Here is a 19,220-nt window from a genome sequence, read left to right as displayed (position 1 = left end):
CGGCTCCATACGCCAGACACCGTCCGTGTGCCGAACGGCACGGAAATCATGCACAGAGGAAGACATCCATGGATGCGCGCTCCGTATCTGATGAACTTATCGCGGCGATCCGCACCATTCCCGACTATCCCAAGCCCGGCGTGCAGTTCCGCGACATCACCACGCTGTTGAAGGATGCACGCGCGTTCCGCCGTGCGGTAGACGCCTTGGTGCAGCCGTGGGCCGGATCGAAGATCGACCAGATCGCGGGTATCGAGGCGCGCGGCTTCATCCTCGGCGGCGCGGTCGCCCATCAGCTCTCCGCCGGCTTCGTGCCGATCCGCAAGAAGGGCAAGCTGCCGCACGAGACCGTCTCGATCGCCTATTCTCTGGAATACGGCATCGACGAGATGGAAATTCACAAGGATGCGATCATCCCCGGCCAGAAGGTCATCATCGTTGATGACCTGATCGCCACCGGCGGCACCGCGGAAGGCGCCGTGAAGCTGTTGCGCGGCATGGGTGCGGATATCGTCGCGGCCTGTTTCATCGTCGATCTGCCGGATCTCGGAGGCGCGAAGAAACTCCAGGCGCTCGATGTGCCGGTGCGCACGCTGATCGAATTCGAGGGCGATTGAGCCGCCATGGCCGGCGATGCGCCCATCGTGCCGCCGGACTTCGACGCCGCATTCCAGAGGCGTTTCGAGGATCTGTTGCTGTGGCGGCGGGACGTCCGGCGCTTTCTTGAGGCGCCCGTCGAGGACGCCCTGCTGGACCGGCTGAAGGCGATGGCGGACATCGCGCCGTCGGTGGGCAACAGTCAGCCATGGCGCTTTGTCGACGTGCGCGCGCCCGCCGCCCGCCAGGCGGTCATCGACAGCTTTTCGCGCAGCAACGCGCAGGCGGCCGAAGGCTATCGCGGCGCAAAGGCGGCGCTCTACGCCTCGCTGAAGCTGGAAGGTCTTCGCCAGGCGCCTGTGCATCTGGCGGTGTTCTGCGACGAGACGACGGAGCAAGGGGCGGGGCTGGGCCGCCAGAGCATGCCCGAGATGCTGCGCTATTCGACCGTGGGCGCCATCCAGACCCTGTGGCTCGCCGCCCGCGCGTATGGCCTTGGAGTCGGCTGGGTGTCGATTCTGGAGCCGCGCGAGGTGTCCCGCGCCCTCGACGCGCCCGCGAGCTGGACCCTTGTGGCCTATCTGTGCTTGGGATGGCCCCGCGAAGAGCACATTGATCCGGAGCTCGAGCGGCATGGCTGGCAGGCCCGCACGCCGTCTCAGGCGCGGTTTGTGACCCGTTGAGAAACCGCTTCAGGACCCGCGCAGGCCCACCAGCACATGCGACGTGAAGGTGAAGACGGTGTCCCCGTTCTGGTTGATCCCCGCGTTGGCCGCGCTGACGAGACCCCAGCCGGGCCGCGAGCTGAGCCGGCGCTTTGAGGCGACGCGGGTGGAATAGCGGACCGTGTCGCCCACATAGACCGGTTTCAGCCATTTCATGTCATCAAAGCCGGGGGAGGGGCCCAGCGGAGCCTGCCGTGCACCCGCCTCGGGCGGATTCTCCTCGATCAGCCGCTTGCGGTGGGCGATCATCAGTTTCATCCAGATCGCGGCCGTGTGCCAGCCGGAGGCGCACAGCCCGCCGAAATGGCTTTTGGCCGCGGCTTCCTCATCGAGATGAAAGGGCTGTGGATCGAACTTGGCGGCATAGGCCTTGATCTCGTCGGCGGTGAAGGTGTGGCTGCCGAGCGCCTCCTCGCTTCCGATCTCGATATCCTCGAAAAACCTCATGAGACCGTCTCGCGCGTGCCGAACAGGATCGGGTTCTCCTGAACGAGAACGATTTCGTCGTTCTGGTTGGTGACGGTGAAGCGGAAGTCGACGATGCCCATATCGGGCCGTGAGGCGGACCGCCGCGCCGACAGCACGTCGCCGCGTGCGCTCAGGGTGTCGCCCGCCAGCACCGGTTTGCGCCATTTCAGGCTCGTGATGCCGGGCGAGCCCATGGAGCTGGAGCGCACCAGGAACGCATCGCAGAGCAGCCGCATCAGGATCCCGGCCGTATGCCAGCCCGAGGCGGCCAGACCGCCCAGGATCGAATCGCGGCCCGCTTCCTGATCGAGGTGGAACGGCTGCGGGTCGAACTCCGACGCAAAGGCGATGATCTCGGCGGCGGTGACCGTCTTGGTGCCCAGATCGATGCTGTTGCCGGGGTGGAAATCTTCGAAAGTCAGAAATGTATCCATGCGCTTTTTTCGCCCGAAAACCGGCCTCTGTCGAGAGCGCTCGTCCCGACACCTGTTTACCGTTTGCTGCGCGCGGGGAGCGCGAGAATTCGCCAGTTTGCGGCCGTGTTGGCTACAATGTGTGCATGTATAAATTTGCATATGCCCCCGAGACCCTATTATGTGGATACACAAAAATTGAATCTCCAAACGTGTCCCCGAATTGCTTCTGGGGACGGCGTGAAGCGTTGCATTCGCCGAAAAAGGAAAACTACTCAATGTCTTATGCCGAGCCCCTCGAAAATGCGGAACAAATCTCCGATATTGCCTTTGGCTTCATGGGTTCGAAGGCGTTGTTTTCCGCATTGCACGTGGGGCTGTTCACGGCCTTGGCCGACGATGGTCTGAGCGTCGCCGATGTGGCGGAAAAGACCGGCCTGGACGCCGATCGCGCAACGACCCTGCTGACCGCGCTTACCAGTCTCGGACTGGTGTTCCGCGAAGGCGACGGGGCGACATACCGCAACTCACCGGCTGCCGAGGCGTTTCTGGTCAACGGCCGCAAGTATGATTTCGGCGACTATCTGCGGCTGCAGATCGACAAGCAGATGTATCCCTTCCTTACCCAGCTCGAGGACGCGCTGACGGGCGATCTCGCTCCCGACAAGGTGGCGTCCTACGCGGACTGGTTCTCCGATCCCGCCGAGGCGCGGTTGTATTCGGAGTCGCAGCATTCGGGATCGCTTGGTCCGGGCCGGACGCTGGCCAAGCAGGTGGACCTGTCGAAGGCGCGCGCCATGCTGGATGTCGGCGGCGGGACGGGCGCCTTTTCGATCTCGCTCTGCCGCGCCTATCCCGAACTGCGCTCGACCGTGCTCGATTTTCCCAACGTGGCCAAGGTCGGCCGTGAGTTCGTCGATGAGGCGGAGCTGTCCGACCGGATCGCGTTCGCGGACGGCAATGCGCTGGAAAGCGACTGGCCTCAGGCGCGCGACGTGGTGCTGATGTCGTATCTGTTTTCCGGTGTTCCGGGCGATTCCATTCCCGGACTGGTGAAGAAGGCGATGCAGACGCTGACGCCGGGCGGGCGCTTCATCGTGCACGACTTCATGGTCGACGACAGCCGGACAGGGCCCAAGCTCGCGGCGCTGTGGCAGTTGCAGCACGTGGCGTTCAACCCGAAGGCCAAGTCGATCACCAGCGGCTGGGTGCGGGCGCTGATGGAGGCGGCAGGCTTCGTGGAAATCACGGTCGGCGAGATGATCCCGGGCATGACGATGGTCGTGCACGGCCGCAAGCCGGAGGCGTGACCGAGCGCTGGGTGGCGCGCGTTGCCGTGCCTCGCTTTTGATGCTTACATGCGTTTTGGCCGGCCGGAAAAGGGCCGGTTCTTTATTGCACAGTGATCATTAATTGGGAGATCTCAATGCGGCATGCTCTTGCTCTTGGCGTTTTCATCGTGTCGGCAGGCGTGCTCTCTGCGCAACCCGCGGCGGCATTTTCGCTCAGCTTTGATTGGGGAAATATTCCCAAATGCACCACCGGGCGACCGGGACGGGTGCCCAATCCGGTGTTCAAGCTGGGCAAGGTGCCCAAGGGCACCGCGACAATCCGGTTCGACCTGAAGGACCTGCAGGTGCCGCGCTATCCGCATGGCGGCGGCAAGGTTGCCTACACCGGCAAGAGCACGATCGCGCCCGGCGCCTTCAAGTACAACAGCCCGTGCCCGCCGGGCGGCCGGCATACCTACGAGTGGACCGCTGTCGCCCAGGACAAGGCCGGCAAGGTGCTCGCCACCGCCAAGGCCAAGCGCAAGTATCCTTGACACGAAAACACCCGCGGCGATGACGCCGCGGGTGTTTTCACTCAAAGCCGGTGATGTGAACGATCAGGTGTTGAACTTGAACAGCAGCACGTCGCCGTCCTTGACGACGTATTCCTTGCCCTCGTCGCGCGCCTTGCCGGTTTCCTTGGCCTTGGTCTCGCCGTTGCAGGCGATATAGTCGTCGTAGCCGATGGTCTGGGCGCGGATGAAGCCGCGCTCGAAATCCGAATGGATGACGCCCGCCGCCTGCGGCGCCTTGGTGCCCTTGGTGACCGTCCAGGCTCGGGTTTCCTTTGGCCCCACCGTGAAATAGGTGATCAGGCCGAGCAGGTCGTAGCCGGAGCGGATCAGCCGGTCGAGGCCCGGCTCCTCCAGTCCCATGCTCTCCATGTACTCGCGCTGCTCCTCGTCGTCGAGCTGGGCGATCTCCGACTCGATCGCAGCCGAAATCACCACGGCGCCGGCGCCCTCGGCCTCCGCCTTGGCTTTCACCGCGTCGGAATAGGCGTTGCCAGTCGCCGCCGAGGCTTCATCGACGTTGCAGACGTAGAGGACCGGCTTGGAGGTCAGCAGGTTGAGCGCGTCGAAGGCTGCTCGGTCGTCGTCGTCCACGTCCAGCATGCGGGCGGGCTTGCCGTCCTTGAGCAATTCCAGCGCGCCTTCCATCAGCGGCAGCACGGTCTTGGCTTCCTTGTCGCCCACCTGCGCCTTCTTGCGCGTGGCGGCGACGCGGCGCTCCAGGCTGTCCATGTCGGCGAGCATCAGCTCGGTCTCCACCGTGTCGGCGTCGGCGACCGGGTCGATCTTGCCTTCCACATGGGTGATGTCGCCGTCATCGAAACAGCGCAGCACGTGGGCGATGGCGTCGACCTCGCGGATGTTGGCGAGGAACTGGTTGCCCAGGCCTTCCCCCTTCGAGGCGCCGCGCACGAGGCCGGCGATGTCGACGAAGCTCAACCGCGTTGGGATGATGTTGGCTGAGCCGCCCGCCTTGGCCAGCTTGCCGAGCCGCTCGTCCGGCACGCCCACCTCGCCGGTGTTCGGCTCGATGGTGCAGAACGGGTAGTTTGCGGCCTGCGCCGAGGCGGTCTTGGTCAGAGCATTGAAAAGCGTGGACTTGCCCACATTCGGCAAGCCGACGATGCCGCACTTGAATCCCATCTCTTCGTCTTTCCCGGTTCGTTGCGGACGGTCAGTCCGTGTCCTTGTGGCCCAAGAGGCCCCTCAGCATGGCGGCAAGCGGCCCTTCCTTGGGAAGCTCCGGCTTCGGCTTGGACCGCGCCTGACGGATGTGGCTGCGGCCCGCGGCTGGCTCTTTTGGAGCCTTGGCCGTTCCGGTCGCGCTGGCGCGGGGACCCGAACCGGGGGCTGGTGCAGCCGGTTCATGAACTGGCTGTCCTTGCCTTCGATCAGCAGGCCGACCTCGCGCGCGATGTCGTCGAGCAGCGGCTCCAGCCACTCGCCGTCGGCCTTGGCGAAGTCGCCGAGCACGTGGTTGGTGACGCGTTCCTTGGCACCCGGATGTCCGATGCCCAGGCGCACGCGCCGGTAGTCTTTTCCAATGTGGGCGTCGATGGAGCGGATGCCGTTGTGTCCGCCTGCGCCGCCGCCGACCTTCAGTCGCAGTTTGCCCGGCGGCAGGTCGAGCTCGTCATAGATGACGGTCACATCGGCTGGGGTGAGCTTGTAGAAACGCAGCGCTTCTCCGACAGAGCGGCCGGAGTCGTTCATGAAGGTCATCGGCTTGATGAGAAGCACCTTGTGGCCGTCAATGACGCCTTCGGAAACGTCGGCCTGGAAGCGCTTGCGCCACGGGCTCATGCCGGCATGCCGGCGGTGAATGGCGTCCACGGCGAGCATGCCGATGTTGTGGCGATTGCGCGCGTATTTCGGACCTGGATTGCCGAGCCCGACAATGACCTGCATGGCCGTCTCCCGTCTGTCCGGTGATCCGAAAGCGCCTGCGCAATCCGAGCCCGGCGCGCAGATCGGTGGTTGCACCGAGATGCGCGCCGGTTGTCTTCAAGAAGCAAGAGTGAACTGACCGCGTCCGCCTGGGACGCGATGCACGGTCTACTCTTCGGTGCCTTCTTCGTCCTCTTCGCCTTCCTCGCCTTCACCCTTGAGCTCTTCCTTGAGGCCCGCGGGAGCGGCGATGGTGGCGATGGTGAAGTCGCGGTCGGTGATCGTCGGCGTGACGCCGTCCGGCAGCTTCACAGAGGAGATGTGCACCGAGTCGCCGATGTCCAGGCCGGTCAGGTCGATGTCGATCGACTCGGGGATCTGGGTGGCGGGCGCTTCGAGTTCCACGGTGTGGCGAACGATGTTGAGAACGCCGCCGCGCTTGATGCCGGGGGACTCTTCTTCGTTTTCGAAGTGAACCGGCACTTCAACGGCAATGCGCGACTTGGCGCTGATGCGCAGGAAGTCGACATGCACCAGGAAATCGCGCACCGGGTCGAGCTGGTAATCGCGGGCGATGACCTGGATCTTCTCGCCGTCCACGGTGATGTTCGCGACGTGGGTCAGAAAGCCGCCGGTGTTCAGCTGAAGGGTGGTTTCCTTCAGCGGCAGCGCGATCGAGAGAGGGGGCAGGTTTGCGCCGTAGATCACGGCTGGAATCTTGCCATCGCGGCGAAGAGCTCGTGCGGACCCCTTTCCCACACGATCGCGCGACGTTGCCTGAAGCTCGAAGGACTGAGCCATGGCTTGTCTCCTTGATATGGGTGTTCATGAAAAGAGGCCGGTCTGACGGCCTCTTGCGCGCTTCCTCCAGGGGGGTAGGCGCGTGCCGAGGCTTATAGTGCCTCTTCGGGCGAACCGCAAGCGGTTCCGCCGCCCCGGGGAGCCCGGCGGCGGCGGCAAAGGGGCGGGTTTCCACCCCGCGCGACGGCCGGCGGACCGGCGTCGCGCGATGGCGCCGGGTGGCGTCAGATGAACAGGCTGGAGACGGATTTTTCCAAGGCCGTGCGGTTGATGGCCTCGCCGATCAGCGGGGCGATCGTGATCGCGCGGATGTTGGGGGCCGCTTCCACCGCCGCCGTCGTTTCGATGGAGTTGGTGATCACCAGTTCCTTGAGCTTCGACGACGAGATGCGGGCCACCGCGCCGCCGGACAGGACGCCGTGGGTGATGTAGGCGGCGACCGAGGTTGCGCCCTTGGCCAGCAGCGCGTCGGCGGCGTTGCACAGCGTGCCGCCGGAGTCGACGATGTCGTCGACCAGGATGCAGTCGCGGCCCGACACGTCGCCGATGATGTTCATGACTTCCGATTCACCAGGCTTGTCACGGCGCTTGTCGACGATCGCCAGCGGCGCGTCGATGCGCTTGGCGAGCGCGCGGGCGCGGACCACACCGCCGACGTCCGGCGAGACGACCATCACGCTGCCGGGCTTGTAGCGTTCCTTGATGTCGCGGGTCATCACGGGAGCGGCGAACAGGTTGTCGGTGGGAATGTCGAAGAAGCCCTGGATCTGGCCGGCGTGAAGATCCAGCGTGAGCACGCGATGGGCGCCGGCGTGGGTGATCAGGTTGGCGACCAGCTTGGCGGAGATCGGCGTGCGCGGGCCGGGTTTGCGATCCTGGCGGGCATAGCCGAAATAGGGAAGCACCGCGGTGATGCGGCGCGCGGACGACCGGCGCATGGCGTCGATCAGGATCAGCAGTTCCATCAGATGGTCGTTGGCGGGGAAACTGGTCGACTGGATGAGAAACACATCCTCGCCGCGCACGTTTTCCTGGATTTCAACGAAAATTTCCTGATCCGCGAAGCGGCGCACCTGGCATTCGGCCAATGGAACATCGAGATGTCTGGAAATTTCTTCGGCGAGCGCGCGATTGGAGTTTCCCGCGACGAGTTTCATTGCCCGCGATCCTTCATGTTTGCCGCTGGAGCATCAACGCGGCGGCCGGCTTGGTGCCGGTTGGCGATTTTATGCGTGGTGAGCCGGGATTGCGTGTGTTCCCGTACAGGATTCGTTTGCAACAGTGCCAAGCGGCGGCGTTTTAACAACCTAGCAGGCCCTCGACAACCGCCGCGCGGGCGCCTTCGCGCTTAATTTGCAGGTTTTGTTAAGATCCCGCACGTGTCAGCCAGGCCTTGAGGGCGAGCACGGTGCGCGTCGCGATGAGATTGAGCGTTTCGCCGCTGATGCCGGCCCAGGGATCGGCGCTGGTGGCGTTGCTGGTTTCCTGTCCGCTGAAGCGGTGAACCCGGCGGCCGCTGCCGTCGTAGACATCGAACACGTAGAGAATCGTGGAGGCGGTGTTGTCGCCCACTGCCGAGAGGTGGCCCTTGACCCGATAGGTCGCGCGCGCGCCGGCCCGCCGCACCAGTGTCAGGCCTTCCTTGCTGGCCGCTTCGCCGATCTTGCGGCTCAGGTCGTCAAGGGTGTTGCCCGGCGCGCCCGAAAACGGATCGAAGGCGAAGCTGGCCTCGTTGGCGGGCACCGGCGCGGCGTACGACCCGGATTGAACAGCGGCGGATTGCCGCGAGCCGCCAACAAATTCCGGCGGGGTGACGCCGCCGCAAGCGGCGAGCATCAACGGCACAGCCAAAGCGGCGGCGCGCATCAGCATCGATTTGTGGGACAGGCCGGCGGAAGCTGCGCGCTTTGCGGTCGATGCCAGCGGAGTGCGCGCAAGGGGGCGTTTTGCGATCATTGTCTCGCCATTCCGGTCATGGTGGGGCTTGTCTATCCCCTCCGCGCGGCAAAATCCAGTTGGATATTGCCCCTGGCGATATGGCGACCAGACCGGATCGCCGATCGCGACCCGTCCGTTCCGCATCAGCGCACCGCCAAATCGAGCGGCAGACCAGACAGCCGTTCCGGCGCGGCCTCGGTGGTGATGTAGGTGCGTCCCAGCGTCATGGCGGTGTTGGTTTCGGAGTCCACCAGGATCATATGGGCGAAGAGCACCATGTTGGGGGCGATCGCCGCCTGGTTGCCGCGGTAGAACATCGGCCAATCCATCCAGCTCGGCGCGAAGCGCGCGCCCAGCGAGTAGCCGCAGGCATTGAGCCTGTGCGGCAACAGGTCGCGGGCGTCCATCTCGCGCGCATGGGCGTCGAAGACATCGCCGAAGGTGTGCCCCGGACGCATGACCTCCTCGACGGCCTCGAGCGCCGCGCACGCCGCCTCGTGCAGCTCGATGTGGCGCGCCGTGGGCTCGCCGACAATGACCGTGCGCATCAGGGCAACGTGATAGTGGCGGTAGACGCCTGCGAACTCCAGTGTGAGCTGGTCATTGGCGGCCAGTGTCCGCCGGCCGCTCTTGTAGCGGCACAGCAGCGCGTCCATGCCCGATCCGATGACGAACTCGTTGCCCGGGTAGTCTCCGCCGCCTGCCAGCACGGTTGCCTGCAGGGTCGCCAGGATCTCGCCTTCGTCCGCGCCCGCGCGGACTTTCTCGATGCCGGCCAGATAGGCCGCGTCGGCGAGGTCGGCCGCCTTGCGCACATAGACGATCTCCGCCGGCGATTTGATCGCGCGCCGTGACGCGACCAGATCGGACACATCGCTCAATTCGGCGAAGCTGCGCAGCGCCTCGTCGAGCTGCCGGCCATAGCTCGCGGTCAGCCCCTGGGTGTCGTATTCGACGCCGATCTCGGTGCCCAGAAGGTCGAGGTCGAACAGCAAGTCCTTCAACTGGCCGACGGGCGAGGTCTCGCCCCGGTCGATCCAGATGCGGATGTCCTCGATGATCGACGTGTGATTGGCCTGGCGCAGGTCGGGCGCGCGGGTGAACAGGATCAGGCGTCCGTCCTTCATCAGCACAAGGCACTGAAAGAAACAGAAGCCGAAGGTGTCATAGCCGGTCAGCCAGTAGTGGCTTTCGGGCGCGAACAGCAAGAGCGCGTCGAGCTTGCGCTCCTGCATCGATTGCTGCACCTGGCCAAGGCGCTCGCCGAATTCGGCTCTGTCGAAATGCAGCGCCATGGTCAATCCCGCTCCCTGAGGGTGATGGCGGACACAAGGCGGCCGTAATCGGGTTCGCCGCGATGGGTCGTGCGCCGGTAGGAATAGAAGTCGTCTTCATTCGTGTATGTGCACAGGCGCAGGTCTTCGGCGCTGCCGGTACCTGCGCGCTCCAGCCGGGCGAGGATGTAGCCCGGCAGGTCGAACATGGCATGGCCGGCGCGCGTCGACGGCCTGAAGAAGCGGCTGTTCGCGGGGTCGTCCGCCTCGAACCGGGCCCTGAAGTCGTCGCCCACCTCATAGGCGTCGGCGGAAATCGTCGGGCCGAGGACGGCGCTGATGCGCCCGCGTTGCGCGCCCAGGCGCTCCATGGCGTCAAGCGTCGCTTCCAGGACACCGGTCAGCGCGCCGCGCCAGCCGGCATGAGCCGCGCCGATGACGCCCGCCTGATTGTCGGCGAACAGCACGGGCCCGCAATCGGCCGTCAGGATCCCCAGCAGGATGCCGGGACGGTCGGTGACCATCGCATCGCCCCTGGGCGCGGTGCCGCCGGGCCACGGCGTCCGCTCAACCGGGAGCACATCGGCGGAATGGTGCTGGTGAACGGTGACCAGGCGATCGGCCGGCAGATCGAAACGGGCCGCGACGCGGGCGCGGTTCTCAAGCACATTGGCGCGTGGATCATCCGATCCCAGGCCGATGTTGAGGCTGTCGTAGATGCCGTCCGACACCCCGCCCTGGCGGGTGAAGAAGCCGTGGGCGACGCGGTCGTGCGAATCGAGTGCCGTTGCGGTGATCATCGTCCTCCTGGTCCGTCGCGGTGCGCGCTCATGTCGCTCGGGCGAGATGGTGCGGGCGCGCGGGCGTGCTGTCAAACGGCTTCAGCGTCTGTCCAAGGTCCGATCCCGGCGCCGAGAGCGCCAGCACCTTGAACAGGTTTCCCATGTGATCGGCCCCCGCGAGCCGTTCCACGTCCGCGCTCAATTGCTCCTGCACCGAGGGCTCCTTGCCGGCGCCCAGCGCGCCCGCGCGCTCCAGCAGGCCCATCTTGATCAGGAAATCGCCCTGGGTCATTGGCCCGTGCGCCTGTGCGCCCGATTGACGGGCCGCGCGGGCCAGCGCCTCGAAGTTCACATGCGCGGTGAGATCCGCTTCGCCGCAATGCGCAAGCACATCCGCGAACTGGTGCTTGCGCACGGCCTGCAGCGTGTCGCCGGGCGCAGTGCTGACATAGCCGTAATCGATGATCAGGGCCGCGCCGCCGCTCGCCGCAAGCCGCTCGCCAATCGTGGCGGCGATGGCGTTGGCCAGCGGCTGGGTCTCCAAGACGGTTCCCTCGGCCACGGTCCTCAGCCTCTCGGGCAGATCATCATCCGCCAGCCGTCCCGGGCCGATGCCGAAGGCCAACTGGTCGGACGCGGGATCGAGTCCCACCATCCGCTCGCGCCAGGCGCCTGCGGCGCGGACGTATTGGCGGATCGGCAGCGCGTCGAAAAACTCGTTGGCGAGCAGGATCATCGGACCGTCGGGCACGTCGTCGATCCGGTCATGCCAGGCGAGGGGACACGGTGCGCCGGTGAGCGCCGTCTTCTGGGCTTCGCGCAGCCTGGGGCTTGTTTCCACGAGATGCACGCTGAGCGCTTCGAGGAACTTTGGCTGGACCGATGTCACGCGCAACAGGTCCGCCATCAGCGTGCCGCGCCCCGGTCCGGCTTCCACCAGACGCACGGTTTGCGGGCAGCCGGCGTCGAGCCAGGTTTGCAGGCACCACAGGCCGATCAACTCGCCGAACATCTGGCTGACGTCCGGCGCCGTTATGAAATCGCCGCCCCGGCCGAAGGGATCGCCTCGCATGTAGTAGCCGTCCTGCGGGTCGGCGAGGCACAGGGTCATGTATTCGGCGACGCTCATCGGGCCGTTCGCGCGGATCAGCGCCCGGATGCGGCTTTCCAACGGCGTTGCATTCATGCGCCGGTGCTCGCATCAGTGCCCGCGGACCGCGTGCCGCGCGCAGCCCAAACCATGGCCGCGATACCCGCGATGATCATCGGCAGCGACAGCAGCATGCCCATGGTGGTGCCGCCGGCGAGGAAGCCGATCTGCGCGTCCGGCATGCGGAAGAATTCTACCGCGATGCGCGACAGGCCGTAGCCGCAGGCGAAGGCGCCGGCGAGAAAGCCGCGCCTTGCGAGATAGCCGCCGCGATGAGTCAGCAGGCGCAGGAGGAGGAACAGCACGATGCCTTCCAGCGCCGCCTCGTACAGCTGGCTGGGATGACGCGGCAGTGGTCCTGCGCCGGGAAACACCACCCCCCACGGCAGATCGGTCACGCGGCCCCAAAGCTCGGCGTTGATGAAATTGGCCAGGCGGCCGAAAAACAGGCCGATGGGGGCGGCGGCGGCGGCGAGATCGAACAGGGTCCAGACGCTCAGGCCGCGCCGCCAGGAAAACAGCACCATCGCGATGACGGTTCCGAGGAAGCCGCCATGGAACGACATGCCGCCTTGCCAGACGCTGAGGATTTCCACCGGGTTCGCGAGATAGTACGCCGGGTTGTAAAACAGCACGTAGCCGATGCGTCCTCCCAGCACGATGCCCAGCGTCGCCCAGAGCACGAAATCGTCGATGTCGAGTGCCGAGGGATGCGGCTGGCCGGCCCACAGCCGCTCGTTGTTGATCAGCATGCGCATGTAGCGCCAGGCCAGCAGGATGCCGGCGATATAGGCCAGCGCATACCACCGGATGGCGAAGGGCCCCAACTCGATCAGCACCGGGTCGATCGTGGGAAAGGGCAGGGCGAGAAGCGGCATGGCGATGATCCAGGGTTGCGGCTGTTTGCGACCGACCGCCGGCCGCTTGGATTGGATGATACGCCGCGCGTGTGTTCGCCGCGACGTTGGGCATGCGGACGGGCACAGTCAAGTCGCGGCATCCGCATTGCACGGCGCGGTCTTGCGCTTTCGTCCCAATGCCCCAGATTCAGGGCTGACGTTCGACAAATTTGTCGTCGCGGTGATGACATTCGGCCAGGCTATGCATTAGAGCATAGTCATCGGCTGCCCGGATGGCCGACTGTCAGCCCGTCGCCGCACGCCCGCCAAGGAAGACCGCCATGACCCAGACTTCAAATCGCCTGTTCGACGAATTCGCCAAGCTGATGACTGATGCAGCCGGCGTCGCCCAGGGCGTGCGCCGCGAGGTGGAAACCGGTTTTCGCGCCCAGGCGGAGCGTTTTCTGTCGGACATGGACATCGTCTCGCGCGAGGAATTCGAGGCGGTAAAGGAAATGGCCGCCAACGCGCGCGACGCGCAAGCAAAGCTTGAGGCGCGGGTGGCCGAACTCGAGGCGAAGCTCGCGGCCGTCGCGAAGCCCGCCAAACCGGCGCGCCCGAAGGCCGGCACCAAGCCCGCCGACAAGTCCTGATCCAGCCAGACGCCGTCGCTGCGTGATATTTACCAGGCTGTATCGGTCCTTTGTGGCCGATTTCGCGTTGCGGCAATCTGGCCCTATACTCTTCGGGCAACAAGATTCGCGGCAGTCGGCTTCCTGTGGTTGTCACGCTGTAACATTCGCCGGAGATCATGGCCGGGCGAATCATTGCGAATGGCGGTGGCGCCTGGAGCGCCTACCATTCGGGCACACGGTCCGGGTGACATGATCTGCTGAAATCCGGGCGATGCCGCCGGTGCGGTGCCAATCGGATGAAGCGGGCTCCAGCGCTGGCTTCTTTCGCTCCCGGTCCGGACCGTTGCGTCGCGGACCTGCCAGGCACGAGGATCGCACATGAGCCTCATCGAAATCGACGTCGATCAGCACGCCAACCCTGTTGATACAATCGAACAACTTGCCGCCGTCAACGACTGGGCCTTCGAGCGCTCGGGCGAGGACGAAATCACCATCGCTGTCTCCGGACACTGGTGCGACTACCATGTCAGCTTTTCGTGGATGGAAGACGTTGAGGCGTTGCACCTCGCCTGCGGTTTCGATCTGAAGGTCACCGAGCCGCGCAAGCACGAAGTCATGCGCCTTCTGGCGCTGGTCAACGAGCAGCTCTGGATGGGCCACTTCGATTTGTGGAACAAGGAAGGCGTGGTGATCTTTCGCCAGTCGCTGCTGCTTGCCGGCGGCGCGGAAGCGACCTCGGAGCAACTGGAAGGCCTGTTCGCCAATGCCCTGGAGGCGTGCGAGCGATACTTCCAGGCGTTTCAATTCGTCGTCTGGGCCGGCAAGAAGTCCGAAGACGCGCTTGATATGGTCCTGTTTGAGACCGCGGGAGAAGCATGAAACTCACACATTCGAAGCCGTTGCTTCTTGTCGGAGCCGGCAAGATGGGCGGCGCCATGTTGTCCGGCTGGATCGAGATGGGCATCGAGCCCGGCGCCATTGTCGTTTGCGATCCCCGGCCCGCGCCCGAGATGGCGGCCTATCTCGCGGAAAAGTCGATCCGCCATGTCACGCAGGTGCCTGACGATCTGACGCCGGCGGCCGTGCTTGTGGCGATCAAGCCGCAGATGATGGACGCCGTCCTGCCGACGGTGGCGCATGCCGTTGGGCCGCAGACGGTCGTGATGTCGATTGCGGCGGGCACCACGATTGCCACCTTCGAGGCGGCCTTCGGTGCCGTGCCCGTCGTGCGCGCCATGCCCAATACGCCCGCGCAGGTGCAGCGCGGCATGACGGCCTTGATCGGCAACGGCAAGGTCGATGCTGAACAGCGCGCGCTCGTCGAGGACCTGCTGAGCAGCATCGGCGCGGTGGCGTGGCTTGAATCGGAAGACCAGATGGATGCGGTGACCGCCGTTTCCGGCTCCGGTCCGGCCTATGTGTTTCTGCTGGCCGAATGTCTGGCCGCGGCCGGCGTCAAGGCGGGCCTGCCCGAGGCGCTGGCGATGACGCTCGCGCGTCAGACCGTGGCCGGTGCGGGCGAGCTTCTGTATCGCTCCGACGTGGATGCGGGCACCTTGCGCAAGAACGTGACCTCGCCCGGCGGCACCACGGCGGCGGCGCTCGAGGTGCTTATGGCCGAAAACGGCTTCCAGCCGCTGCTCGATGCGGCGATCGCCGCCGCCGCCAGACGGTCCCGCGAGCTGGCGGGCTGATCCAGTCTCGACGCGTGGCGTTCGCCGCCGCGCGTCGTCCCGCCCTGAGGGCGCGCGTTGTCGCAGGCGGTTCCCTTTTGCATCCCGGGCTCCTACTGTTTTGGAGGACGCTCCGGGACAGCAAGGACACGGATCATGGTGGCCGAGAAAACACGCACGTCGATCATCAAAGCCTTCATGGCGCTCCTGGCGGAGCAGCCGTGGGAGACCGTGACCATGACGGAGGTTGCCGGACGCGCCGGCGTGAAGCCGTCCGTCTTGCGTGGCGCCTATGACGGCCGTATCGCGATCCTTGCCGATTTCTTCCGGCGCATCGACGCCAAGGTGCTCGACGGTCTGGATCCGGATCTGGCCGACGAGCCGCCGCTCGATCGCCTGTTCGATGTGCTGATGAGCCGGCTCGACGCCCTTGCGCCCGACAAGCCGGCCTTGCGCGCTCTCGCCGACGAGGCCTGGCGCAACCCGGCGCTGGCCGCCAAGCTCAACCGCATCGCCGTACGATCGCAGGCCTGGATGCTGTCGGCTGCGGGGATCGAGTCGGCGGGCCTGCACGGCGCGGCCAAGACCCAGGGGCTGGCGATTGCCTTCGCCCGCGTGATGGGTGTCTGGTTCACGGACGAGGACCCGGGTCAGGCGCGCACCATGGCGGCGCTGGACACGGAACTCAAGCGTGGCGCGGCGATCCTGGGCCGTATCGACCGGGCAGGGGCGTTCCTGGCGTCGCTGAAGCGCTTCTCCCGGTCCGCGCGGCGCGGCGGAGCCCGGCGGACGACCGGGGGGCCGGACTCGGCTGGTGACACGGACCATGCCAATCCGGCATGATGGCGGCGATGTGAAACAGACGGGCTGACAGAGACGCAATGCACAAGGACATGACGGCCGAGCTGGCCGAAACGATCGCTTTCGATGATTTTCTCAAGGTGGACATTCGGGTCGGCACGATCATCGAGGTGCAGGACTTCCCCAAGGCGCGCAAGCCGTCCTATATCCTGCGCATCGATTTCGGCGAGGTGCTGGGCATCCGCAAGTCATCGGCGCAGATCACCAAACACTATACGCCGGAGACGCTCGTCGGGCGTCAGGTGATGGCGGTGGTGAATTTCCCGCCGCGCCAGATCGGCCCGGTCATGTCGGAGGTGCTGACGCTGGGCTTTCCCGACGAGGCGGGCGAGGTGGTGCTGGCGTCCGTCGACAAGCCGGTCGCCAACGGCGTGCGGCTGTTCTAGCGCCGCACGAGCACCTTCCTGCTTTCAGTCCGGAATCCGCACCATGACGCGCAGCCCGCCCATCGGGCTGTCGCTCAGGGTGATGTCGCCGCCGTGGCCGCGGGCGATGTCGCGGGCGATCGACAGGCCGAGGCCCGTGCCGCCCTCGTCCTGGTTGCGGGCGGCGTCCAGGCGGAAGAACGGCCTGAAAACAGTCTCCCGGTCGGAGGCCGGGATTCCCTCGCCGTCGTCATCGATCGTGACGGTGAGCCAGCCGCCGGAATGCTTGCCGGTAATCCTCATGCTCTTGGCGTAGCGCACCGCGTTGCCCGTCAGATTGGTCAGGCAACGGCGGAAGGCATTGGGCTTGACGGTCACCATCGGATCGCCGTCAAACGATGAGGACGCGCGCCTGCCCGCGGTCTCCGCGTCCGCTTCCAGGTCCTCGATCAGCAGGGCGATGTCGACGCTGTCGGGCTGCTCGTCGCCGTCGCCGCGGGCAAACGCCAGATAGGCCTGCAGCATGGTGTTCATCTCGTCGACGTCGCGTCGCAGCTCATCGATTTCCGGTCCGGTGCCCAGCAGCGCCAGTTGCAGGCGGAACCGGGTCAGGATCGTGCGCAGGTCGTGGCTGACGCCGGCCAGCATGGTCGTGCGCTGTTCGATCTGGCGCTCGATGCGGCGGCGCATCTCGATGAAGGCGTAGGCGGCGCGGCGCACTTCACGGGCCCCGCGCGGCTGGAAGTTGCCGATCGGATGGCCCTTGCCGAAACTCTCGGCGGCGTCGGCGAGACGGATGATCGGCCGGATCTGGTTGCGCAGGAACAGCAGCGCCACGGTGATCAGCACGAGCGAGGTGATGATCATCCAGACAAGGAAGATATGCGAGTTCGAGGCGTAGGTCTGGCTGCGCCGCGCGATGATGCGCATGTTGTGATTGTCGAGCTTGACGCGGATTTCGACGAACTGCGAGCGGCCGATGGTGTCGATCCAGAACGGCTTGCCGACGTATCGGCCGATCTCGCCGCTCAGGGTGCGATCGAGCAGATCGAAGAACGGCTTCGGGCGCGGCGCGGGCAGGCTCGCCGGCGGAAGCAGCGAGATGGAAAGCCCCAGTTTGTCCGACGCGATCGCGGTGATCTTCTCGAAGTCCGCGTCCTGAGGATAGGTCTCGATGACGGTGATGAGGGCCGATATTTCCCGCGCCATGGCGGTCGAGAGGCGCCGGGTGACCGTCTCCCAGTGGCGTTCCATGAACATGAAGGCCAGCACGGACTGCAGCAGCACCATCGGCAGCACGATGATCAGGATGGTGCGCGGATACAGCGATTTGGGAGCCCAGCGGCGCAGCCATCCCGCGGCCGCGCGATAGGGCGCGCGCAAGGGCGCCGTCGAAACCTGAAGCGCGGTGCTGATCCTGTGGCCGATGGTGGCGATCATGGTGGTCTCAGTCGATCAGCAGGCGGTAGCCGACGCCGCGGACGGTTTGCAGGTAGACCGGATTGGCCGGGTCCGGTTCGATCTTGCGGCGCAGCCGGTTGATCTGCACGTCGGCGGTGCGCTCGCCCTGTCCGATCTCGTTGCCGACGATCATGTGGCGGGGAATGGTTTCGCCCGGCTTGGTGGCGAAGATCGACAGGATCTGCCGCTCGCGGTCGGTCAGGCGGACGGGTTCGTCGCCGCGCCGCAACTCCGCGCGCTCGCACAGAAACACGAAGGGGCCGAAGCGCACGTCGTTCAGGGCCTCCGGCGCGCTCGGGCCGGAGCGCCGGAGGATGTTGCCGATGCGCAGCAGCAGTTCGCGCGGCTCGAAGGGTTTGGAGAGATAGTCGTCGGCGCCGATCTCGAGGCCCCGGATGCGGTCGTCGGCTTCCGCAAGCGCGGTCAGCAGCAGGATCGGCACGTCGGAATTGCGGCGCAGGTCGCCGGCCAGATCGAACCCGTTCTCGCCGGGCATCATCACGTCGAGGATCAGCAGATCGAACGTCAGTCCGCGCAACTGCCGCCGCGCCTCGGCGGCGTCGGCCGCCACCGTCACCCGGAAGCCGTTCTCGCTCAGGAATCGCGACAGCAGGGTGCGGATGCGGTTGTCGTCATCGACCACCAGCAAGTGGTCTGCGTCGTCGGGGAGGGCGGATGTCGCGGGCGCGTTCGCGGCGGGCCGGTGCGCGATTGGCATGGGTGTCCTTTCGATCGTCGACACGGTGGCGGGTCGCTCAGCGCTTGTTGGCGAGATGGGCGACTCGGGCGCGTTCGTTTTCGTCGATGATCCGATAGAGGAACTGTCGGGCAATCTCGTGGCCGCCTTCGGGCAATTCGGCCAGCGCGCGCGCAAGACGCCGTGACTGCGGGGCCGCGAGGCGCTCGGACAGCGCTCGACCCTTGTCGGTCGCATAGAGCAGCCGCTGGCGGCGATCGAGCGGACCTGTCCGCTGCTCGATGAAATCCTCGTCGATGAGCTGCTTGAGAACCCGGCCGAGGCTCTGTTTCGTGATTTTCAGAATGTCGAGAAGTTCGGTCACGCGGATGCCCGGATTGCGCGAGACAAAATGCAGCACCCGGTGATGCGCGCGCCCGAAACCGTATTCGGCGAGGATTTCGTCCGGGTCCGAGATGAAATCCCGGTAGGCGAAAAACAGCAATTCAATCAACTCGTACTCAAGCGATCCCGAGGCATCGTCCATGCCTGCGGCCTGGGCGGCATCCGTCCATTGTTTGGGCATATTGAAATTTACGTCAGCCATATTGACATATTTCTGATCGATTGTTACTAAAGCGACCGCTAAGACGAAACGATCGTACTCAGCAGGCGGTTCATTCCGTCCGGTCCTGTCGTGTCGATCTAGCCACGGGATGTCGGTTCCGGCACACTGCTGTTGTGGAACGATATCGGTACTTGAGTTGCAACGCAAAGCCGCCGCGTCGCGCGGGGTGTTTTTGCGCCGGCGATGAGCATCAAATTTGGCGGG

The 19,220-nt window shown here is 65.4% G+C and carries 22 protein-coding genes and 1 pseudogene; 9 read left to right on the top strand and 14 right to left on the bottom strand.

The features are described from left to right. Nucleotides 1–68: 68 nt before the first annotated feature. Nucleotides 69–617, top strand: a complete 549-nt coding sequence (locus tag D1F64_RS17395) for an adenine phosphoribosyltransferase (RefSeq protein ID WP_117413445.1) — start codon at nt 69–71, stop codon at nt 615–617. 6 nt (nt 618–623) lie between these two features. Then, a complete protein-coding gene (gene bluB / locus D1F64_RS17390; protein ID WP_117413444.1) occupies nt 624–1,280 on the top strand; it encodes a 5,6-dimethylbenzimidazole synthase in 657 nt (218 codons plus the stop codon). Between the two features lie 9 nt (nt 1,281–1,289). On the opposite strand, the gene D1F64_RS17385 is transcribed toward bluB, so the two are convergent. Both D1F64_RS17385 and D1F64_RS17380 read right to left on the bottom strand, forming a co-directional pair. Then, nucleotides 1,290–1,769: a MaoC family dehydratase gene (locus tag D1F64_RS17385; protein WP_117413443.1), complete on the bottom strand. Its 480-nt coding sequence runs from the start codon at nt 1,767–1,769 to the stop codon at nt 1,290–1,292. Beyond that, nucleotides 1,766–2,224, bottom strand: coding sequence for a MaoC family dehydratase (locus D1F64_RS17380; RefSeq protein ID WP_117413442.1), 459 nt, complete (start codon nt 2,222–2,224; stop codon nt 1,766–1,768). The genes D1F64_RS17385 and D1F64_RS17380 overlap by 4 nt, the downstream gene beginning before the upstream one ends. Before the next feature lie 257 nt (nt 2,225–2,481). On the opposite strand from D1F64_RS17380, the gene D1F64_RS17375 reads away from it, so the two are divergent. Both D1F64_RS17375 and D1F64_RS17370 read left to right on the top strand, forming a co-directional pair. Then, on the top strand, nt 2,482–3,513 hold the full coding sequence (locus D1F64_RS17375) for a methyltransferase (RefSeq protein WP_117414689.1): 1,032 nt from the start codon (nt 2,482–2,484) through the stop codon (nt 3,511–3,513). A gap of 116 nt (nt 3,514–3,629) precedes the next feature. Next, entirely contained in the window at nt 3,630–4,028 is a 399-nt protein-coding gene (locus D1F64_RS17370) for a phospholipid-binding protein (protein ID WP_117413441.1), read from the top strand. Between the two features lie 63 nt (nt 4,029–4,091). Here the strand turns inward: D1F64_RS17370 and ychF are convergent, their stop codons facing one another. The 9 genes and pseudogenes from ychF to lgt all read right to left on the bottom strand — a co-directional run bounded on the left by ychF (nt 4,092) and on the right by lgt (nt 12,756). Continuing rightward, the gene (gene ychF, locus D1F64_RS17365) at nt 4,092–5,189 is read right to left on the bottom strand and encodes a redox-regulated ATPase YchF (RefSeq protein ID WP_117413440.1); all 1,098 of its coding nucleotides are present in this window, start codon (nt 5,187–5,189) and stop codon (nt 4,092–4,094) included. Between the two features lie 31 nt (nt 5,190–5,220). Further along, a pseudogene (gene pth, locus D1F64_RS17360) lies at nt 5,221–5,954 on the bottom strand (aminoacyl-tRNA hydrolase). A 147-nt stretch (nt 5,955–6,101) separates the two neighbouring features. Further along, nucleotides 6,102–6,734, bottom strand: coding sequence for a 50S ribosomal protein L25/general stress protein Ctc (locus D1F64_RS17355; protein WP_117413439.1), 633 nt, complete (start codon nt 6,732–6,734; stop codon nt 6,102–6,104). A 224-nt stretch (nt 6,735–6,958) separates the two neighbouring features. Beyond that, nucleotides 6,959–7,891 carry a ribose-phosphate pyrophosphokinase gene (locus D1F64_RS17350; RefSeq protein WP_117413438.1) on the bottom strand — a complete coding sequence of 311 codons (933 nt, stop codon included), beginning with the start codon at nt 7,889–7,891 and terminating at the stop codon, nt 6,959–6,961. Between the two features lie 208 nt (nt 7,892–8,099). After that, on the bottom strand, nt 8,100–8,816 hold the full coding sequence (locus D1F64_RS17345; protein ID WP_205470518.1) for a hypothetical protein: 717 nt from the start codon (nt 8,814–8,816) through the stop codon (nt 8,100–8,102). Then, the gene (locus D1F64_RS17340; RefSeq protein WP_117413437.1) at nt 8,816–9,967 is read right to left on the bottom strand and encodes a Xaa-Pro peptidase family protein; all 1,152 of its coding nucleotides are present in this window, start codon (nt 9,965–9,967) and stop codon (nt 8,816–8,818) included. The genes D1F64_RS17345 and D1F64_RS17340 overlap by 1 nt, the downstream gene beginning before the upstream one ends. A 2-nt stretch (nt 9,968–9,969) precedes the next feature. Further along, complete coding sequence (gene pgeF / locus D1F64_RS17335; RefSeq protein WP_117413436.1) at nt 9,970–10,821, bottom strand: peptidoglycan editing factor PgeF; 852 nt, start codon at nt 10,819–10,821, stop codon at nt 9,970–9,972. Continuing rightward, nucleotides 10,775–11,914, bottom strand: a complete 1,140-nt coding sequence (locus tag D1F64_RS17330; protein ID WP_117413435.1) for a class I SAM-dependent methyltransferase — start codon at nt 11,912–11,914, stop codon at nt 10,775–10,777. The genes pgeF and D1F64_RS17330 overlap by 47 nt, the downstream gene beginning before the upstream one ends. Further along, a complete protein-coding gene (gene lgt / locus D1F64_RS17325; RefSeq protein ID WP_117413434.1) occupies nt 11,911–12,756 on the bottom strand; it encodes a prolipoprotein diacylglyceryl transferase in 846 nt (281 codons plus the stop codon). The genes D1F64_RS17330 and lgt overlap by 4 nt, the downstream gene beginning before the upstream one ends. A 302-nt stretch (nt 12,757–13,058) precedes the next feature. On the opposite strand from lgt, the gene D1F64_RS17320 reads away from it, so the two are divergent. The 5 genes from D1F64_RS17320 to D1F64_RS17300 all read left to right on the top strand — a co-directional run bounded on the left by D1F64_RS17320 (nt 13,059) and on the right by D1F64_RS17300 (nt 16,272). Next, nucleotides 13,059–13,370: an accessory factor UbiK family protein gene (locus D1F64_RS17320; protein WP_117413433.1), complete on the top strand. Its 312-nt coding sequence runs from the start codon at nt 13,059–13,061 to the stop codon at nt 13,368–13,370. A gap of 360 nt (nt 13,371–13,730) precedes the next feature. Continuing rightward, entirely contained in the window at nt 13,731–14,231 is a 501-nt protein-coding gene (locus D1F64_RS17315; RefSeq protein WP_117413432.1) for a YbjN domain-containing protein, read from the top strand. Further along, the gene (proC, locus tag D1F64_RS17310) at nt 14,228–15,046 is read left to right on the top strand and encodes a pyrroline-5-carboxylate reductase (protein WP_117413431.1); all 819 of its coding nucleotides are present in this window, start codon (nt 14,228–14,230) and stop codon (nt 15,044–15,046) included. Before D1F64_RS17315 ends, proC begins: the two co-directional genes overlap by 4 nt. A 135-nt stretch (nt 15,047–15,181) precedes the next feature. Then, the gene (locus D1F64_RS17305; protein WP_117413430.1) at nt 15,182–15,868 is read left to right on the top strand and encodes a TetR/AcrR family transcriptional regulator; all 687 of its coding nucleotides are present in this window, start codon (nt 15,182–15,184) and stop codon (nt 15,866–15,868) included. A gap of 38 nt (nt 15,869–15,906) precedes the next feature. After that, complete coding sequence (locus D1F64_RS17300; RefSeq protein ID WP_248304495.1) at nt 15,907–16,272, top strand: tRNA-binding protein; 366 nt, start codon at nt 15,907–15,909, stop codon at nt 16,270–16,272. Between the two features lie 24 nt (nt 16,273–16,296). Here the strand turns inward: D1F64_RS17300 and D1F64_RS17295 are convergent, their stop codons facing one another. From D1F64_RS17295 to D1F64_RS17285, 3 genes are read right to left on the bottom strand one after another with little or no spacing between them, the layout of a single operon-like run. Further along, the gene (locus D1F64_RS17295) at nt 16,297–17,691 is read right to left on the bottom strand and encodes an ATP-binding protein (RefSeq protein WP_117413429.1); all 1,395 of its coding nucleotides are present in this window, start codon (nt 17,689–17,691) and stop codon (nt 16,297–16,299) included. A gap of 7 nt (nt 17,692–17,698) precedes the next feature. Then, entirely contained in the window at nt 17,699–18,430 is a 732-nt protein-coding gene (locus tag D1F64_RS17290) for a response regulator (protein ID WP_117413428.1), read from the bottom strand. A 37-nt stretch (nt 18,431–18,467) separates the two neighbouring features. After that, nucleotides 18,468–18,995: a MarR family transcriptional regulator gene (locus tag D1F64_RS17285; RefSeq protein WP_117413427.1), complete on the bottom strand. Its 528-nt coding sequence runs from the start codon at nt 18,993–18,995 to the stop codon at nt 18,468–18,470. Nucleotides 18,996–19,220 lie beyond the last annotated feature (225 nt).

The organism is Breoghania sp. L-A4 (genome assembly GCF_003432385.1).
In the GTDB taxonomy this organism is placed as follows: domain Bacteria; phylum Pseudomonadota; class Alphaproteobacteria; order Rhizobiales; family Stappiaceae; genus Breoghania.
The sequence above is the reverse complement of the archived record's forward strand: the minus strand, read 5'-3'. Positions and strand labels throughout refer to the sequence as shown.

Bases quoted from the DNA above. Each gene is read 5' to 3' on its own strand.
- D1F64_RS17395 (WP_117413445.1), top strand. From the start codon at position 69: ATGGATGCGCGCTCCGTATCTGATGAACTTATCGCGGCGATCCGCACC.
- bluB (WP_117413444.1), top strand. From the start codon at position 624: ATGGCCGGCGATGCGCCCATCGTGCCGCCGGACTTCGACGCCGCATTC.
- D1F64_RS17385 (WP_117413443.1), bottom strand. From the start codon at position 1,769: ATGAGGTTTTTCGAGGATATCGAGATCGGAAGCGAGGAGGCGCTCGGC.
- D1F64_RS17380 (WP_117413442.1), bottom strand. From the start codon at position 2,224: ATGGATACATTTCTGACTTTCGAAGATTTCCACCCCGGCAACAGCATC.
- D1F64_RS17375 (WP_117414689.1), top strand. From the start codon at position 2,482: ATGTCTTATGCCGAGCCCCTCGAAAATGCGGAACAAATCTCCGATATT.
- D1F64_RS17370 (WP_117413441.1), top strand. From the start codon at position 3,630: ATGCGGCATGCTCTTGCTCTTGGCGTTTTCATCGTGTCGGCAGGCGTG.
- ychF (WP_117413440.1), bottom strand. From the start codon at position 5,189: ATGGGATTCAAGTGCGGCATCGTCGGCTTGCCGAATGTGGGCAAGTCC.
- D1F64_RS17355 (WP_117413439.1), bottom strand. From the start codon at position 6,734: ATGGCTCAGTCCTTCGAGCTTCAGGCAACGTCGCGCGATCGTGTGGGA.
- D1F64_RS17350 (WP_117413438.1), bottom strand. From the start codon at position 7,891: ATGAAACTCGTCGCGGGAAACTCCAATCGCGCGCTCGCCGAAGAAATT.
- D1F64_RS17345 (WP_205470518.1), bottom strand. From the start codon at position 8,816: ATGCGGAACGGACGGGTCGCGATCGGCGATCCGGTCTGGTCGCCATAT.
- D1F64_RS17340 (WP_117413437.1), bottom strand. From the start codon at position 9,967: ATGGCGCTGCATTTCGACAGAGCCGAATTCGGCGAGCGCCTTGGCCAG.
- D1F64_RS17330 (WP_117413435.1), bottom strand. From the start codon at position 11,914: ATGAATGCAACGCCGTTGGAAAGCCGCATCCGGGCGCTGATCCGCGCG.
- lgt (WP_117413434.1), bottom strand. From the start codon at position 12,756: ATGCCGCTTCTCGCCCTGCCCTTTCCCACGATCGACCCGGTGCTGATC.
- D1F64_RS17320 (WP_117413433.1), top strand. From the start codon at position 13,059: ATGACCCAGACTTCAAATCGCCTGTTCGACGAATTCGCCAAGCTGATG.
- D1F64_RS17315 (WP_117413432.1), top strand. From the start codon at position 13,731: ATGAGCCTCATCGAAATCGACGTCGATCAGCACGCCAACCCTGTTGAT.
- proC (WP_117413431.1), top strand. From the start codon at position 14,228: ATGAAACTCACACATTCGAAGCCGTTGCTTCTTGTCGGAGCCGGCAAG.
- D1F64_RS17305 (WP_117413430.1), top strand. From the start codon at position 15,182: ATGGTGGCCGAGAAAACACGCACGTCGATCATCAAAGCCTTCATGGCG.
- D1F64_RS17300 (WP_248304495.1), top strand. From the start codon at position 15,907: ATGCACAAGGACATGACGGCCGAGCTGGCCGAAACGATCGCTTTCGAT.
- D1F64_RS17295 (WP_117413429.1), bottom strand. From the start codon at position 17,691: ATGATCGCCACCATCGGCCACAGGATCAGCACCGCGCTTCAGGTTTCG.
- D1F64_RS17290 (WP_117413428.1), bottom strand. From the start codon at position 18,430: ATGCCAATCGCGCACCGGCCCGCCGCGAACGCGCCCGCGACATCCGCC.
- D1F64_RS17285 (WP_117413427.1), bottom strand. From the start codon at position 18,995: ATGGCTGACGTAAATTTCAATATGCCCAAACAATGGACGGATGCCGCC.